Origin of the sequence: Gephyromycinifex aptenodytis (genome assembly GCF_012277275.1) — a bacterium.
Classification (GTDB): domain Bacteria; phylum Actinomycetota; class Actinomycetes; order Actinomycetales; family Dermatophilaceae; genus Gephyromycinifex; species Gephyromycinifex aptenodytis.
Map to the genome: position 1 here is coordinate 1,482,090 of NZ_CP051155.1, position 15,637 is coordinate 1,497,726.

Annotated in this window: 15 protein-coding genes; 10 read left to right on the forward strand and 5 right to left on the reverse strand. The window is 67.3% G+C overall.

What is annotated here, in order from left to right; genetic code table 11:
* Positions 1-58: 58 nt before the first annotated feature.
* The 7 genes from G9V96_RS06380 to G9V96_RS06410 all read left to right on the forward strand — a co-directional run bounded on the left by G9V96_RS06380 (position 59) and on the right by G9V96_RS06410 (position 8,174).
* Positions 59-769, forward strand: a complete 711-nt coding sequence (locus G9V96_RS06380; protein WP_168582292.1) for a response regulator transcription factor — start codon at positions 59-61, stop codon at positions 767-769.
* The gene (locus tag G9V96_RS06385) at positions 769-2,295 is read left to right on the forward strand and encodes a sensor histidine kinase (protein ID WP_168582293.1); all 1,527 of its coding nucleotides are present in this window, start codon (positions 769-771) and stop codon (positions 2,293-2,295) included. The genes G9V96_RS06380 and G9V96_RS06385 overlap by 1 nt, the downstream gene beginning before the upstream one ends.
* On the forward strand, positions 2,292-3,521 hold the full coding sequence (locus G9V96_RS06390) for a S1C family serine protease (RefSeq protein WP_168582294.1): 1,230 nt from the start codon (positions 2,292-2,294) through the stop codon (positions 3,519-3,521). Before G9V96_RS06385 ends, G9V96_RS06390 begins: the two co-directional genes overlap by 4 nt.
* A gap of 160 nt (positions 3,522-3,681) precedes the next feature.
* Positions 3,682-4,383, forward strand: coding sequence for a FadR/GntR family transcriptional regulator (locus G9V96_RS06395; protein ID WP_168582295.1), 702 nt, complete (start codon positions 3,682-3,684; stop codon positions 4,381-4,383).
* A gap of 76 nt (positions 4,384-4,459) precedes the next feature.
* Positions 4,460-5,938, forward strand: a complete 1,479-nt coding sequence (locus G9V96_RS06400; RefSeq protein ID WP_168582296.1) for a four-carbon acid sugar kinase family protein — start codon at positions 4,460-4,462, stop codon at positions 5,936-5,938.
* Positions 5,935-6,828 carry an NAD(P)-dependent oxidoreductase gene (locus G9V96_RS06405; RefSeq protein ID WP_168582297.1) on the forward strand — a complete coding sequence of 298 codons (894 nt, stop codon included), beginning with the start codon at positions 5,935-5,937 and terminating at the stop codon, positions 6,826-6,828. The genes G9V96_RS06400 and G9V96_RS06405 overlap by 4 nt, the downstream gene beginning before the upstream one ends.
* Complete coding sequence (locus tag G9V96_RS06410; protein WP_168582298.1) at positions 6,825-8,174, forward strand: GntP family transporter; 1,350 nt, start codon at positions 6,825-6,827, stop codon at positions 8,172-8,174. Before G9V96_RS06405 ends, G9V96_RS06410 begins: the two co-directional genes overlap by 4 nt.
* 73 nt (positions 8,175-8,247) lie before the next feature.
* On the opposite strand, the gene G9V96_RS06415 is transcribed toward G9V96_RS06410, so the two are convergent.
* On the reverse strand, positions 8,248-9,162 hold the full coding sequence (locus tag G9V96_RS06415) for an EamA family transporter (RefSeq protein WP_168582299.1): 915 nt from the start codon (positions 9,160-9,162) through the stop codon (positions 8,248-8,250).
* An 88-nt stretch (positions 9,163-9,250) separates the two neighbouring features.
* On the opposite strand from G9V96_RS06415, the gene G9V96_RS06420 reads away from it, so the two are divergent.
* Positions 9,251-9,865, forward strand: coding sequence for an HD domain-containing protein (locus G9V96_RS06420; protein WP_168582300.1), 615 nt, complete (start codon positions 9,251-9,253; stop codon positions 9,863-9,865).
* Positions 9,866-9,896: 31 nt separating this feature from the next.
* Here the strand turns inward: G9V96_RS06420 and G9V96_RS06425 are convergent, their stop codons facing one another.
* The 4 genes from G9V96_RS06425 to G9V96_RS06440 all read right to left on the reverse strand — a co-directional run bounded on the left by G9V96_RS06425 (position 9,897) and on the right by G9V96_RS06440 (position 14,017).
* Positions 9,897-10,679, reverse strand: a complete 783-nt coding sequence (locus tag G9V96_RS06425) for a DUF4031 domain-containing protein (RefSeq protein ID WP_226913528.1) — start codon at positions 10,677-10,679, stop codon at positions 9,897-9,899.
* A 169-nt stretch (positions 10,680-10,848) separates the two neighbouring features.
* Positions 10,849-12,486, reverse strand: a complete 1,638-nt coding sequence (gene groL, locus G9V96_RS06430) for a chaperonin GroEL (protein WP_168582302.1) — start codon at positions 12,484-12,486, stop codon at positions 10,849-10,851.
* 238 nt (positions 12,487-12,724) lie between these two features.
* Positions 12,725-13,558, reverse strand: coding sequence for an MBL fold metallo-hydrolase (locus tag G9V96_RS06435; protein WP_168582303.1), 834 nt, complete (start codon positions 13,556-13,558; stop codon positions 12,725-12,727).
* Positions 13,559-13,735: 177 nt separating this feature from the next.
* Positions 13,736-14,017, reverse strand: coding sequence for a DUF3263 domain-containing protein (locus tag G9V96_RS06440; RefSeq protein ID WP_168582304.1), 282 nt, complete (start codon positions 14,015-14,017; stop codon positions 13,736-13,738).
* Positions 14,018-14,131: 114 nt separating this feature from the next.
* Here G9V96_RS06440 and G9V96_RS06445 point away from each other — a divergent pair, with 114 nt between their 5' ends.
* Positions 14,132-14,803 carry a uracil-DNA glycosylase gene (locus tag G9V96_RS06445; RefSeq protein ID WP_168582305.1) on the forward strand — a complete coding sequence of 224 codons (672 nt, stop codon included), beginning with the start codon at positions 14,132-14,134 and terminating at the stop codon, positions 14,801-14,803.
* Complete coding sequence (locus G9V96_RS06450; protein WP_404861439.1) at positions 14,800-15,633, forward strand: SGNH/GDSL hydrolase family protein; 834 nt, start codon at positions 14,800-14,802, stop codon at positions 15,631-15,633. Before G9V96_RS06445 ends, G9V96_RS06450 begins: the two co-directional genes overlap by 4 nt.
* The last annotated feature ends 4 nt before the right edge of the window (positions 15,634-15,637 follow it).

Sequence of the window (15,637 nt, forward strand, 5' to 3'; positions counted from 1 at the left end):
GCCCGGCGTTCGGCAAACGTCCAGCAAACGTCCAGAGACCGGGGGCATCCTGGCGAATGTGAGCACTCCATCCACGCCCGAGGCACGGCTGCTCGTCGTCGAGGACGAGCCGAACATCCGCGAGCTCCTCGCGACCTCCTTGCGCTTTGCCGGCTTTGAGGTCATGACCGCCGGCGACGGCGCCTCGGCGGTGACCTGCGCCGAGCGGGACCAGCCCGACCTGGTCGTGCTCGACGTGATGCTGCCGGACATGGACGGGTTCGCCGTTACGCGGCGGCTACGGGAGAGCGGTCGCCACATCCCCGTCGTCTTCGTGACGGCGCGCGACTCCGTCGACGACAAGGTCAAAGGCTTGACCGTCGGCGGGGACGACTACGTGACCAAACCGTTCAGCCTCGAAGAGGTCATCGCCCGCATCCGCGCGGTGCTGCGCCGTACCCGCGGCGAGGAACCGGACGATGCGGTGCTGCGCTTCCACGACCTTTCCCTGAATGAGGACTCGCACGAGGTCCGTCGGGGCACCCGAGTCATCGACGTCTCTCCCACCGAGTTCAAACTCCTGCGCTACCTGCTGCTCAACCCGAACCGGGTGCTGTCCAAGGCGCAGATCCTGGATCACGTGTGGGATTACGACTTCCGCGGTGAGGCCGGGATCGTCGAGTCCTACATCTCCTATCTGCGGCGCAAGATCGACGTCGCCGGGCAGCCGGCCCTCATCCACACCCGGCGCGGAGTCGGCTACGTGCTGCGACTGCCGCCCGAGCAGTGATGAGTTCGGCGAGGCTGCGCTCCAACGTCGACCGAGCGCATTCGCGGCTGACCCGGCCGTTTCAGAGTTGGTCTCTGACCTGGCGCCTCATCGCCGTGCTTGTCGTCCTGCTCATCTCGGCGCTGTCGCTGTCGAGCACGGCCACCGCCATGCTGATGCGCGGCTACCTGCTGGATCGCACCAACGCCGAGCTACAGGCCGCCTCGGTCTCCGTGCAGCAGACCGTGCTTGAGCAGTACCGCGACAGGTACGGCTACATCACGTTGCCGAGCACCTACGCCATCGTCTTCATGCGCGCTGACGGCACCCCCGAACGGTTTGCACCGGCCGGGGCCAAGGACCGCCCCGACATCCCGCGGCTGTCCCTGCAGGACCCGAGAGTGGGTTCCGGCGAATCGTTCATGGTCCGCTCGGTATCGGGGTCGGGGTCCTGGCAGGTCATCGCGGGGCCGCTGCGTAACGGCACCGGAACCTTCGCGTTGGCCACTTCCCTGCGCGGCATCGAGCAGACCGTGACCCGGCTGCTGCTGGTCAGCCTGGCGATCGGGGTCGTCGTCATCACGGCCTGCGTCGTCATCGGCTGGCTTGGCTTCCAGCGGGCGTTCCGTCCGCTGCGCGCAATCGAGGACACCGCCGCGGCGATCGCCGCCGGTGATCTGTCATCCCGTGTCCCTGAACACCGGGCACGCGATGAGGTCGGCAGCCTGTCCCGGTCACTGAACGCGATGCTCACCCAGATCGAGTCTTCCTTCGCGGCGCGCGAGGCCTCCGAAGAACGCATGCGCCGCTTCGTCACCGACGCCAGCCACGAGCTGCGGACCCCGCTGGCCACGGTGCGCGGCTACGCCGAGCTCTACCGGCAAGGGGCTGCGAATTCTCCGGAGGCGGTTGCCAACTCGATGCAGCGCATCGAGGGGGAAGCGACTCGGATGAGCGGCCTGGTCGAGGATCTGCTGCTGCTGGCCAGGATGGACAACCGACGCCCGATGGCGATGGGAGATGTCGACCTGACGGTGCTGGCCGGTGACGCGGTCCAGGACGCGCAGGCCCGCGGCGGCGCTCACCCCGTGCGCCTGGCAGGAGTCGCCGGGCATCCGCTAGGCCCCGTGTTGGTGCACGGGGACGACGCCCGTCTACGCCAGGTGGTCACCAATCTGCTCACCAACGCCGTCCATCACACCCCGGACGGGACGCCGATCACGGTTCGAGTGGGCTGCTTGGACGGACGCGCACGGGTAGAGGTCGCCGACTCCGGCCCCGGCATCCCGGCAGCGCAAATGCCTCACGTGTTCGAACGTTTCTTCCGCAGCGACCCCGCCCGGGGTCGTCGTCCCAGCGGTGGTCACGGCCTCGGCCTGGCCATCGTCGCCGCGATCGTCGAGGCCCACGGCGGTCGCACCGGCGTCACCACCACCCCCGGCGGCGGCGCCACCTTCATCGTCGACCTCCCCCTCCTGAACGGCAGTTTTCCTGGTGCCGTCCCGAATGCATCCCCATCACTTGTTCCCTCCGAGGAGTCCTCATGACTTTGCCTCCCCCTGAAGCGCCCCGTAGCGACGACACGACCTGGCACGGGTCATCACCGGCGAACGCGCCCTACCCGGTGATGAGCTCGCCGCCGCGGCGTCGCCGCCGGTGGCTGGGTCCGGTGCTGGCTGCCCTCCTGGCCCTGTTCCTCCTGCTTGGGGTGGCTGTGGTGGCGACCCAGCGGATGAGCGGCACCGAATCGAAAGCACCGATGGAGGGTCCTCGGAACACCGCGCCGGTCGGCCCGGTGATACAGGCAGACGGGTCCGCACCGGACTGGTCGGCCACAGCTGCCGCTGCGGCGCCCAGCGTGGTGGCGATCAGCGTGCAGACCGGTAACTCCGGTGGAGAAGGTTCCGGGGTTATCTTCGACAGCGCAGGACATATCGTCACCAACCACCACGTGGTCGCCAGCGGCGCGTCCCAGCAGGCTCAGATCCTTGTCACGTTGCAGGATCAGCGCGTCTTCACGGCGAAGATCGTCGGTACCGACCCGGCAACCGACCTGGCCGTCCTCAAGCTCGACAACGCTCCGGATGATCTGCGCCCGATCACCCCCGGCAACGACCAGGATTTGAAGGTCGGACAGCCGGTGATGGCGATCGGTAACCCGCTCGGTCTGGCCGGGACAGTCACCACTGGGATCGTGAGCGCGCTCAACCGCCCCGTCAGCACCACCCAAGACCCGGCGGAGACGCCGTTCGGCACGACGACCCGCAGCGAGGAAGTCGTCACGAACGCCATTCAGACCAGCGCCGCGATCAACCCCGGAAACTCCGGCGGCGCCCTGGTCGATGCCTCTGGCAAGCTCGTCGGCATCAACTCCTCTATCGCCTCACTGTCTGAATCCAGCGGCAACATCGGCATCGGGTTCGCGATCCCGGTCACCGAGGTTCAGTCGGTGGCCCGCCAGCTCATTGCCACCGGCGAGGTCAAGCACCCCTACCTGGGGGTGCGCCTGAACGACGCGGTGGCTGCCGAGGGTTCGGCGCGGCGCCGGGCAGCGGGAATCGTCCGGGTGGAGCAGGGAACCCCGGCTGCCAAGGCCGGGTTCGAGGCCGGGGACGCAGTCATCGCGGTGGACGGCGAACCGGTCGACGGCGCGCGATCGCTGACAGCTCAGGTCCGTGAGCGTGAGGTCGGCCAGGAGGCCACCTTCACGATCGTGCGCGACGGAAAGCGTCAGGACATCAAGACGACGCTGGCTCAGCGTTCGAACAACTGACCCCGGGGTGGGATGGGTCGAGGGCGGTGGCTGCGAGAGCCACCGCCCTCGACGCGTGCGCCTGGGGATGGGCGCGGCGCGGCGGCCAGCCAGTTCGGTACCGCCTGATCAGCGCCCGGCTCGTATCCTGCAGGGACGGCTCACCACCTCAGGAGGACAGATGGCACGCCCGACGCTCGTCGCCCACGCCCTCGATGTCCTCATGAAGCGGATCATCGACGGCGTTTATACGACCGAACAGCCATTGCCGGCCCAGACCGAGCTTGCTCAAGACCTCGGGGTGAGCCGGCTGACCGTACGCGAGGCGTTGGAAACGCTGCGGGCTCGCCGCATGGTGCATGTCGTACACGGACGCGGCACCTTCGTCGCCCCTGTGGAGCAGTGGACTGACGTCAACGCCATCAGCCAGGCAGCCGGGGGCGACGAACCCGGTGGCGACGTCGCCCGTCACGTGCTCGAGGTGCGCCGGATGATCGAGATCGGAGCCGCACAGCTGTGCGCGCTGCGACGAGACGAGAGCGACTGCGCCGAACTCGCGCGGCTCATCGCGCTGATGCAACAGGCGCACGAGAACGACGACGTGGAGAGCTTCGTTGAGGCCGATGTGGCCTTCCACGATGCTTTGCTCAAGGGATGCAGAAATCCGTTTCTCGGCATCGTGTATGAGCCACTCATGCAGATTCTGCGCCGAACCCGCGCGCAAACCTCTGCGGTCGCTGCGATCCGGGAGCATGCGATCGGGTGGCACCAAGCGATTCTTGATGCTGTGCAGGCGGGCGACCCCGAAACCGCGCGCGCCGCGATGAGCGATCACATGCAGCAGACGGACGACGACCTGCATCACTACGTGTTGAGCGGCTGAATTCACCCCTTCCTTAAGGCAGCACACTCAGCTACGGTGCAGTCATCTGACCTCTGATCTCAAAGGAGAGACACGGATGGCTACCGCCCTGCATGAGCTACTCGCGAATCGACCCTGCAGTCCCCCGACCCCGCCCGAGTCCCTAGCCACCCGCGTCAGCCGCACCGGCCGGGTATTCGTCGTCCTCGACGACGACCCCACCGGGACCCAGTCCGTGGCCGACCTTCCGGTGCTGACCGCCTGGGATGTGGACTCCCTGACCTGGGCCTTCGAACAGGGCCGTCCGGCCGTCTATGTGATGACAAACTCCCGCAGCCTAGATCCCGAAGACGCCGCGCGAGTCAACCGCGAAGTCGCACGCAACGCCGCTCAGGCGGCAGAACGTACCGGCACGGCAATCACCTTCGTCTCCCGTTCCGACTCGACCCTGCGCGGGCACTTCCCGCTGGAGACAGACGTACTGGCGCAAGAAACCCAGGCCCACACCGGAGCCGAGATCGACGGCGTGATCATCGTCCCGGCCTTCCCCGACGCGGGTCGCATCACCGTGGGAGGTATCCATTACGCAGGCTCTACCGAGGCCGGGTTCACTCCCGTCGGCCAGACGGAGTTCGCGGCCGACGCGACCTTCGGTTACGCCTCAAGCGACCTACGTGACTGGGTCGAAGAAAAGACCGGGGGCCGAGTGAGCGCAGGACAGGTCGCCCATATCGATCTGACAGCACTGCGAAGCGACAAGGAAGCTGTCGTCGCCACCCTGCGCGGACTGCACCACAGCCAGCCGTGCGTCGTCGACGCTGTGGAGGAGAACGACCTGCGGCTTCTGGCCAGCGCGCTCATCGAAGCCGAAGACGCCGGCAGCCGCTTCCTTTACCGCGTCGGACCACCCTTCCCGCGCGCGCGAATCGGGCAGACCCCGCGCGCACCGTTGAGCGCACAAGACGTGGAGCAGATTCGGCGAGGGGGCCTGGCGCAGGACGCGATCGGCGGGCTCATCGTCATCGGGTCCCACGTCGCGTTGACGACCGCGCAACTCGATGCACTCCGTGCCCGTCGCAGCCCCTGCGAGCTCGAGATCGACGTCGAGGCCGTCTTGGACGAGGCTCGGCGCCCGGCTCACCTGAGCGATGTCGTCGAGCGCGCGGCAGCAGCATTGGGCACCGGCAACGTTGTCGTCCGCACTTCCCGCACCCTCGTGCGCGGACGGGACGCGGCCGACTCGTTGCGCATCGCCCGCACAGTCTCAGCAGCCCTGGTCGAGGTCGTCTCCGGGGTGCTGCGAGTGTGCCCACCGCGGTTCGTCGTGGCCAAGGGAGGTATCACCTCCTCTGACGTGGCTTCGGCCGGGTTGGGTATCGCCCGGGCGATCGTGCGAGGCCCCATGCTGCCCGGCATCGTCTCGCTGTGGGAGCCCATCGGCGGGCCGGCCAGCGGCATCCCCTACATCGTTTTCGCAGGCAACGTCGGTGGACCGCAGTCGCTGGCTGACGTCGTCGACATCCTGTCCACCCCCGCGCTGCGGTGCGCCCCAACCCAGGAAGGTTCCTCCTCATGAACACCACCATCGCCGTCCTCGGACTCGGCGCTATGGGCTTGCCCATGGCCGAGCACCTCTCGAACACCTTCGATGTTCGCGGCTACGACCCCAGCCCGGAACGTCGCGCTCTCTTCTCCCCATGCGCCGCGAACCCCCGTGAGGCAGCCACCGGTGCCGACATCGTCCTGTTCGCCGTCCGCAACGCCGCTCAACTCGAAGATGCGCTGTGGGGCCCGCAGGGTGTCGCCGAGGTGCTGACCGCCGGCTCGGCGGTCCTGCTCACCTCCACCGTGGGTATTGCCGCCGTCACCGACGTGGCAGCGCGACTGACCTCTGCCGGAATCGGCCTCATCGACGCCCCCGTCTCCGGCGGTCCCGCGCGCGCCGGAAGTGGGGATCTTCTCGTCACCGTCGGCGCCCACGACGATGTCTACGAGCGGGCGCTGCCCGTCTTGGAAGCCATGTCGGCCACCCTTGTACGGGTGGGTGGCGAACCCGGCGCCGGGCAGGCAATGAAGACCGTCAATCAACTGCTGTGCGGCGTGCACATCGCGGCAGCGGCTGAGGCACTGGCCTTGGCGCGCGCGCTGGGACTTGACACCGAGCAGGCCCTGCGTGCACTCGGTGCCGGAGCAGCGCAGTCGTTCATGCTGGATGACCGCGGCCCGCGCGTACTGCAGGCATATGACGAGCCGGGCGCGCCGGTCAAGAGCCGGCTCGACATCTTCGTCAAGGACATGGGCATCGTCGACGACGCCGCCCGCACGGCAGGCCTGGCCACCCCGGTGGCTGCTGCCGCACACCAGCTTTACCTGTTGGGCCAGGCCGCAGGGTTGGGTGCCTGCGACGACTCCTCCGTCATCCGCGTTCTTGCCCCTCACCCCACGAGCACGGAGATGACCCCATGAGCACCGCCTACCTCCTCGGGCTTGCGATCGTCGCAATCGCCCTGTTGCTCGTGCTCGTCATCAAGATCCGGATGCCTGCCTTCGTAGCCATCCTGCTCGTGGCCGGAGGCACCGCGCTCGCGGGCGGTATCCCCGTCGGGGAGGTCATCCCCACCCTGACTGCCGGCATGGGTAAGACCCTGGGGTCGGTGGCGATCATCGTCGGCCTGGGGGCGATGCTCGGCCGGATGATCGAGGTCTCCGGCGGCGCGCAACGCCTGGCTCAGACCTTCACCGACAAACTCGGACAGAAGCGGGTCGTCGCGGCCGTCACTGCGGCCGCGTTCATCCTCGGTATCCCTGTCTTCTTCGACGTCGGGTTCATCATCCTGGCCCCGATCGTGTTCGGTTTCGCGGCTGTCGCCGGGATCTCCCCGCTGCGAATCGGTCTGCCCGTTGCTGCCGTCCTGCTCGCCGTGCACGTAGTTGTTCCGCCACACCCCGGGCCGGTCGCTGCCGCCGCCACGCTGGGCACGGACCCCGGTCTGTTGACGATCATCGGGCTGTTGGCGTGTATCCCGATGAGTGTCGTCGCGTTCTTCGTCAGCAAGCGCATGAATCTGGACCGATACGAGTTGGGCGACTCCCCCGCCACGGCAGCCCTCCAGGCGGCTGACTCGACCTCCTCCGACCGCGCACCCGGCGCCGGCATGGTCCTGGCGCTCATCCTCATCCCGCTCGGACTCATCATGTTCGGTACCACCGGGGCGATGCTGCTGGAGGAAGGCAACCCGACCCGAGACTTGCTCGGCTTCCTGGGGGCACCCGCTTTCGCACTGATGGTGGGCGCACTGCTGGCCTACCTCATCGTCAGCCGTCAACAGGGATGGGACCTGGCCAGACGCGCAGAGGTGATGGACTCGGCCCTACCGACGGTCGCCATCATCATCTTCGTCACCGGCGCGGGCGGGGTCTTCGCCAACGTCCTCATCGAGACCGGGGTCGGCAAGGCGTTGGCTGGAACGCTCGCGGAGTTGGGGATGCCATTGCTGCTCAGCGCCTACCTCATCGCAGTCGCACTCCGGGTGGCCCAAGGCTCGGCGACCGTGGCCGTACTGACCACCGCCGGGCTCATGCAACCGGCCGTGATGGCGGCCGGGCTCAACCCGGTGCAGAACGTCCTCGTGCTGTGCGCGATCGGGTTCGGCGGTTACGCAGCCTCGCACATCAACGACTCGGGGTTCTGGATCGTCACCCGCTACCTGGGACTATCGGTGGCTGATGGGTTGAAGACGTGGACCGTGCTGTCCACGATCGGGTCCCTCGTCGGATTCGCCACCGTGTCTGCGCTCTGGCTGCTCGCCTAGGTCGCGGTTGGCAACACGCACAACTGGCACATATCAGGGGCCGTCCCGATGAAGGGGCGGCCCCTGATACGCGTCACAGACCAGGGGGCTCAGCAGCCGGCCGACCGCTGGGCACATCATGGCGGGCCGCCCAACCGGTACCGACCCCCAAGGCCATCAGCACGCCGACAGTGACGATGACGCCGCCGAGAATGCCGAGCACGCCCGGCTGTTCACCGCTGTAGACGAAGGCGGCCACCATCCCGATCGGTGGCACCAACATCGACCAGGGGGCCACGGCCGAAGCCGAATGCCGCGACAGAAGCAGATTCCAGATGCCGTACCCGGCCATCGAGGCCAGGTAGGTGATGAACGCCAACCCCAGCAACGCCCGCCAGGTCACCTGTGTCATTGACGCCGCGATCGCGGGCCATCCCTCGATCAACAGCGACGCAAGGAACAGCGGAATCGGGGAGATCAGCGCAGACCACACCACTAGCGAGAAACCGTCCCGGGGCGGCCTGCGGCGCACCACGACATTGCCCACCGCCCACGAAGCGGCCGCGGCCACCGTCATCAGAAACGGCAACGCCGGAGCGGCAAGCATGTGTTTCCATCCCACCACCGCCATCCCGGCAACCCCGACCGCGATGCCGATCACCTGGTATCTGGCCGGGCGCTCACGCAATAAAACCGCGGCCAGCACCACCGTGAACACTGTCTGCACCTGAAGCACCAACGAGGCCAGACCGGCCGGCATCCCAAAATGCAGCGCGCTGTACAGCAGGCCGAACTGGCCGACCCCCATGGTCAAACCTGCGGCCACGACCGTCTTCCAGCCGTTACCGGGCGGCCGGACGAAGAAGACCGCAGGTAAGGCCACGAGCGTGAATCGCATCGCCGCCAGCAGCAGCGGCGGGAAGACCTCCATCCCCATCTGCGCCGCGACAAAGTTGACCCCCCAGATCAGGGCCACGATGCAGGCCAGGGCCATATCTCTCGGTGGCATCACGGCAGCCACCGTAGGGGGTGCAGGCTCGGCGTGCCCACGTCGCGGCCCGTCGCGTCCAGTAGCCGAGAACTGACAAGGTGTGGCTATGCCTGCGCAACAGAGTGATTCCCTGGTTCGGCGAGTCCGCGAGGCGGTCGTCGGACGCTACGACGAACCTCAGCGCTACTACCACACCCGCGCCCACATCGCCGAGGTCGAGGCTGCGCTGCACACCCTGATAGGACCCGAAACGCTACCCCCGAGCCTGCAGTTCGCGGCGTGGTTTCACGACGCGGTCTATGACCCGGGCCAAGCCGCGGGGGCTAACGAACGCGGCAGCGCCGAGCTGGCTCGCAGCGTGCTGGGTTCCCTGGGCGTACCCGATTGCGTCATTGCCGAAGTCTGCGGCCATATCCTGGCCACGATCGCGCACGAGGTCGGCCTCGAACCCGACCCGTCTCGAAGGGCCCGGCGAGCGGCATTCCTCGATGCCGACCTGTGGATCTTGTCTGCGGAGCAGCCACGCTATGAGCAGTACTGCAGACAGGTGCGCCAGGAATACAAGCACGTGCCGGAGGCGCTGTTTCGCGCCGGTCGCGCCCAGCTCCTTGCCGCCCTGACAGCGCGGGAGTATCTCTACTGCACCGAGCACGCCCGAACACACTGGGAGCACCTGGCCCGCGCCAACCTGGACCGGGAACTGCATTCTCTCCAGCCGTGAGCGCTACCGGGCCTGAGCGGGTCAGCCTGGGCTAGAACGAATCTGTGAACACAGCTGCCAGCAGGGGCCACCACGGGGCACCACCGCACATCGGCTCCAGTTCCTGGGACTCGACCCAGCGCAGCCGCTGCCCCTCCGGGCCGTGAGACTGCACCTGCGCCACATGCTGTATCCGGGCCCGATAGACGGCGATGTGGCTCGTCGGCAGCAACCTCCCGTGCCCCGGCCCGTCCGGGCGCTGGCCGGTGAGCAGGATGCGTTCGTAAGCGCACGGGACCAGAGCCGACTCGTGCAGCTGCAACCCCGTTTCCTCCGCGGTCTCACGCACCGCGGCCGCCCGGGCCGACTCACCAGGTTCTCGCCAGCCCCCCGGCCCCTCCCAACCGCCTCGGTCCGCGGATTCCACCAGCAGCACCCGCCCGAGCGCGTCCTCGGTGAACGTCACGGTGGCGACCGTCGATGCCTCCGGAGGCTCCCGGGTTGAGGCGATCAGATCGAGTCGGTGCGGCACCGGATGGTGGGCCAACCCGTTGGGTAGCGCCGCCAGGGGGCGCTCCCCGGAGCGCTTCCGGAAGCGCAGACCCGCCGCTTCCAGACGGCTCAGGATCACCCGGGCGCGGGTGGGCTGGGCGCCCGCGGCCACGACCTCGTCATAGCGCTCGCTCGGGACGTCGTAATGGTCCCCGTCGTAGCTTCGCGGATGCAGCCCGGCGCCCGCGGCGAAAGCGTGCAACTCGGCATAGGACTCATCAGAGGCCAGATGCGACCACACTCGTCCCCGGGCCGGCCACACCGGCGGATCGATGAGGATCACTGCACACCTCCGAGGTTGGTCCCATGAGCATCGACGCGAAGCCATCATGCCTGCTCCCCCGAACATGCGAGAACGGGCGGCCCCGAAGGACCGCCCGCTCTCGTTCGGCAACTGGTACTGCGCCGCACCTGCCCGTGTGGGCGCGGCCGCACAGACCGTTACGGCTTCATCAGAAGCCCATACCGCCCATGCCGCCCATTTCGTCGCCGCCACCCGGCATGGCCGGGGCCGACTTCTCGGGCTTGTCAGCGATAACGGCCTCAGTGGTGAGGAACAGAGCCGCGATGGACGCCGCGTTCTGCAGCGCCGAGCGCGTCACCTTGGCCGGGTCGATGATGCCCGCCGCGATGAGGTCGACGTACTCGCCCGTAGCTGCGTTGAGTCCGTGCCCGTCGTCAAGACCGCGCACCTTCTCCGCGACGACGCCACCTTCAAGGCCGGCGTTGATCGCGATCTGCTTCAGGGGCGCCTGGATGGCGACCTTGACGATGTTGGCACCTGTGGCCTCGTCGCCCTCGAGCTGCAGGCCCTCGAACACCTTGGCGCCAGCCTGAATGAGCGCCACGCCACCACCGGCGACGATGCCCTCTTCAACGGCAGCCTTCGCGTTGCGGACAGCGTCCTCAATGCGGTGCTTGCGCTCCTTGAGCTCCACCTCGGTGGCTGCGCCAGCCTTGATGACAGCGACGCCACCGGCGAGCTTGGCCAGACGCTCCTGGAGCTTCTCGCGGTCGTAGTCGGAGTCGCTCTTCTCGATCTCGGCACGGATCTGGTTGACGCGGCCCTGGATCTGGTCGGCGTCACCGCCGCCCTCGACGATGGTCGTCTCGTCCTTGGTGACGACGACCTTGCGGGCGGTACCGAGCATGTCGATCTCGGTGCTCTCCAGCTTGAGGCCAACCTCTTCGGAGATGACCTGGCCACCGGTGAGGATAGCGATGTCGCCGAGCATGGCCTTGCGGCGGTCACCGAAGCCGGGAGCCTTGACGGCCACGACGTTGATGATGCGGCGGATCTGGTTGAGCACCAGGGTCGCCAGAGCTTCGCCCTCGACGTCCTCAGCCACGATCAGCAGCGGCTTGCCGGACTGCTTGGTCTTGTCCAGGACAGGAATCAGGTCCTTGATGGAGCCGATCTTGCTGTTGACGATGAGCACATAGGGGTCCTCAAGGACGGCCTCCATGCGCTCGGGGTCGGTGACGAAGTAGGCCGAGATGAAGCCCTTGTCGAAGCGCATACCCTCGGTGAGCTCAAGCTCGAGACCGAAGGTGTTGCTCTCCTCGACGGTGATGACACCTTCCTTGCCGACCTTGTCCATGGCCTCGGCGATCATCTCGCCGATCTGGGTGTCAGCAGCGGAGATCGATGCGGTAGCGGCGATCTGCTCCTTGGTCTCCACGTCCTTGGCCATGCTGAGCAGCTGGTCGCTGACGGCCTTGGTGGCCTTCTCGATACCGCGCTTGAGGCCCATCGGGTTGGCACCCGCGGCCACGTTGCGCAGGCCTTCCTTGACCATCGCCTGGGCAAGGACGGTAGCCGTCGTCGTGCCGTCACCGGCGACGTCGTCGGTCTTCTTGGCGACCTCCTTGACGAGCTCGGCGCCGATCTTCTCGTACGGCTCCTCGAGCTCGATCTCCTTGGCGATGGAGACACCGTCGTTGGTGATCGTGGGTGCGCCCCACTTCTTCTCCAGCACGACGTTGCGGCCCTTGGGGCCGAGCGTGACGCGCACGGCGTCTGCGAGCTGGTTCATTCCCCGCTCGAGACCGCGGCGGGCCTCCTCGTCGAACGCAATGATTTTGGCCATGTGCGGTGGTTCCTCCCACACGTAACGGTTGTGAAGACCGGGCGATGCCCGCGACGGACGACCCGGGCCCGCCACGCGCCGTTCGCGCATCGAACCCAGACCTCATCGTTGCCGGTCGGTCTGACCACTACTCGCCTGCGAACTGTCACTCGAAGGCAGAGAGTGCTAACCCAATGATTAGCACTCGACCCCACCGAGTGCAAATGGTGGAAGCAGTCCGCAGCTGCTGACACCGGGCTTAAGACTGCGGGTCGAGCACTGCCTGTGCGGCCACCTCGAGGGCCGGTTCACCAAACCCGGCAACGCTGGCGGCCGAGACCAGCGCCGCAGGATCGGCACCGCGTTCCTTGCCGACGCGCAGCGCCTCACTGAGTCGGATCAGCGCCACGCACTGCTCTTCGACACCTTCGCGGGTCATCACGGATCCGTGGCCCGGCACATTGACGCCAGCCAACCCCACTTCCGCTGAATCCAGAAGCCGGGACAGGGACTGCCCCCACTCCAGCGGATAGGAGCCCTCAAAGTCAGGGTCGGCGCCTTCTTCAACGACATCGCCCCAAAACACCGCGCCAGACCCCGGCACCGCCACCACCAGGTCGTGATCGGTGTGTGCAGGGCCAAGGGGGATGAGGGTGACGCTCCGACCGCCCAGATCGAGGGTCTGTCGCTGCGTCACCAGATGATCCGGTGACACGGGCGTGGCAGTAGCCACCAGCTGCGCCAATTCGTCGGCGCCCGCCTCGCGTAGTTCTGCCACCGTGGCCTGCCGCCCTTCACGCAGCCACTGCGTGAACCGCGCGGGCATTCGGTGATGGGCGTACACCGGACACGGAGTGAACGCGCTCACCCCGAGCGCATGGTCGTAGTGACCATGCGTCACGACGACTCGCCACGGCAGGTCGCTGACCCGGCGAACCGCGTGCGCAAGTTCACGACCACGCGCATCACCAGCGCCGGCATCGACGACCAGGCATTCCTTCTCGCCGACGACAAGTCCGCAATTGAGGAGAAGGTCAGAGTGCTGCCAGACGAATACCCCATCGGCGACTTCGACCCACTCCGGCTCTCTCATACGCCACAGGCTACGGCGAGCACCCCCACCTGCCTGCGAGCTGCGTCACCTTCAGCGTTCCTAGATCTCGAGCCGATCGCGCGCCGTGAAGCATCCGGGGTTGAGAAAACGTCATAGCCGGCACAACGATTGCCGCGGGAGGTTCCAGCTGTGGCAACGCCCCCGCAGTGGCAGCCGTCAGACCGTGAATCCCATTCGGCGGGCCGAGCGGGCCTTCTGGCGTGAGGAGCGCATCCGGCGCAGACGCTTGACCAGCATCGGGTCGAAGGCCAGCGCCTCCGGTTCGTCAATGAGCGAGTTCAGCACCTGGTAGTACCGCGTGGAGGACATGTCGAACAGTTCGCGAATGCTCTGCTCTTTGGCCCCCGGGTACTTCCACCACTGCCGCTCGAACGTCAAGATCTCGCGTTCGAGGTCGCTGAGCGCCCCCTGCGTGACCTGCGGTTCGACCGCCTCCATGGCGTCCTCCTGTTCTGACTACCGACCTGCATCGTGCCAGCAAACGACATCGATGTCATTCACCCTGCGGGGGTCGTGGCGTGGTCGATGCGCCGAGCCCACTAAGTTGTGGCCATGACCGCGAGGCCGTTGCGCGAGCTGATACACCCCTCGTGGGCGCAGGCTATGGCGCCCGTCGAGGACGACATCAGACGCTTGGGGGTTTTCTTGCGCGAGGAGCTCGCCGCCGGGCATTCCTACCTGCCTGCGGGCCGACATGTGCTGCGCGCCTTCGAGCAGCCGTTGGACAGCGTCCGGGTTCTCATCGTCGGCCAGGACCCCTACCCCACCCCGGGTCACGCGGTGGGACTGTCGTTCTCGGTGTCGCCGGACGTCTCACCGATACCCAAGAGTCTGAACAACATTTACCGAGAACTCAGCGAGGATCTGGGGATCGAACGCCCCAGCACCGGGGACCTGTCGCCGTGGGCGGACCGCGGCGTGATGCTGCTCAACCGGGTGCTGACTGTCCGGCCGGGGGCATCGGCCAGTCATCGCGGTAAAGGCTGGGAGATCGTCACCGAGTGCGCGATCACTGCGCTGGTCCAGCGCGGCGGGCCGCTGGTCGCGATCCTGTGGGGGCGCGATGCGCGTTCGCTGAATCTGGCGCATGTTCCTCGGGTCGAGAGCGCGCACCCCTCACCGCTGTCAGCTCACAACGGATTCTTCGGGTCTCGCCCGTTCAGCCGGGCAAATGCCCTGCTGGAAGAGCAAGGCGCCGACCCTATCGATTGGAGACTGCCCTGAAAGACAACAACAGCAGCAGCGTCGGCACGCTCACCGCACCAGAGGGCGGGTGGCATCGCTATGTCGCGATCGGCGACTCCTTCACCGAAGGAATGTGCGATGCGCACCCCAGCGAGCCCGAGACCTTCGTCGGATGGGCCGACCGGCTCGCCGGCCACCTGGCAGCGGTCAGCAGCGAGCCGTTCTCCTACGCCAACCTCGCCGTTCGCGGGCGGCTCCTGCACGACGTCACCCACCGACAGCTCCCCCTTGCCCTGGACCTGCAACCCGACCTGGTCAGCATCGTCGGCGGCGGTAACGACATTCTTCGGCCGCGGGCCGACATCGACGCGCTGGCCGAAGAGCTCGAGGCGGCCGTCAGCACGATCCGGGCCACCGGCGCCGACGTGCTGCTGGCTACACCCAGCGATCCTGCCGCCGCCCCCGTGATCCGCCATGTCCGGGGCCGGCACGCCGTCTACAGCGCCCACATCTGGTCTATCGCCCGTCGTCATGGCTGCGCCGTCATCGACCAGTGGGGGGCCCGGATGCTGCTCGACTGGCGGTTGTGGGCACCTGATCGAATTCACCTGACCACCGAGGGGCACCGACGTATCGCCCTGGCTGCTTATGCGGCACTGGGGTATGACCCCGGCGACGCCGAATGGTCCACGCCCCTGCCCCCGGCGCCGCCGGCGCGGCGACGTGACCGTCTTCGGGATGACAGCCAGTGGCTGCACGAGTACGTCGGTCCGTGGGTGCAGCGACGCATCCAGGGGCGCTCTTCCGGTGATGGCCGCACGGCGAAGCGACCCGCGCTACAACTGTGGGAATCCGAGCACCGGGGCTGATCTG

Excerpts from the sequence above, each read along its gene's own strand:
- G9V96_RS06435 (WP_168582303.1), bottom strand. The coding sequence starts at position 13,558 with ATGAGAGAGCCGGAGTGGGTCGAAGTCGCCGATGGGGTATTCGTCTGG.
- G9V96_RS06400 (WP_168582296.1), top strand. The coding sequence starts at position 4,460 with ATGGCTACCGCCCTGCATGAGCTACTCGCGAATCGACCCTGCAGTCCC.
- groL (WP_168582302.1), bottom strand. The coding sequence starts at position 12,486 with ATGGCCAAAATCATTGCGTTCGACGAGGAGGCCCGCCGCGGTCTCGAG.
- G9V96_RS06420 (WP_168582300.1), top strand. The coding sequence starts at position 9,251 with ATGCCTGCGCAACAGAGTGATTCCCTGGTTCGGCGAGTCCGCGAGGCG.
- G9V96_RS06385 (WP_168582293.1), top strand. The coding sequence starts at position 769 with ATGAGTTCGGCGAGGCTGCGCTCCAACGTCGACCGAGCGCATTCGCGG.
- G9V96_RS06405 (WP_168582297.1), top strand. The coding sequence starts at position 5,935 with ATGAACACCACCATCGCCGTCCTCGGACTCGGCGCTATGGGCTTGCCC.
- G9V96_RS06415 (WP_168582299.1), bottom strand. The coding sequence starts at position 9,162 with ATGCCACCGAGAGATATGGCCCTGGCCTGCATCGTGGCCCTGATCTGG.
- G9V96_RS06445 (WP_168582305.1), top strand. The coding sequence starts at position 14,132 with ATGACCGCGAGGCCGTTGCGCGAGCTGATACACCCCTCGTGGGCGCAG.
- G9V96_RS06410 (WP_168582298.1), top strand. The coding sequence starts at position 6,825 with ATGAGCACCGCCTACCTCCTCGGGCTTGCGATCGTCGCAATCGCCCTG.
- G9V96_RS06390 (WP_168582294.1), top strand. The coding sequence starts at position 2,292 with ATGACTTTGCCTCCCCCTGAAGCGCCCCGTAGCGACGACACGACCTGG.
- G9V96_RS06440 (WP_168582304.1), bottom strand. The coding sequence starts at position 14,017 with ATGGAGGCGGTCGAACCGCAGGTCACGCAGGGGGCGCTCAGCGACCTC.
- G9V96_RS06395 (WP_168582295.1), top strand. The coding sequence starts at position 3,682 with ATGGCACGCCCGACGCTCGTCGCCCACGCCCTCGATGTCCTCATGAAG.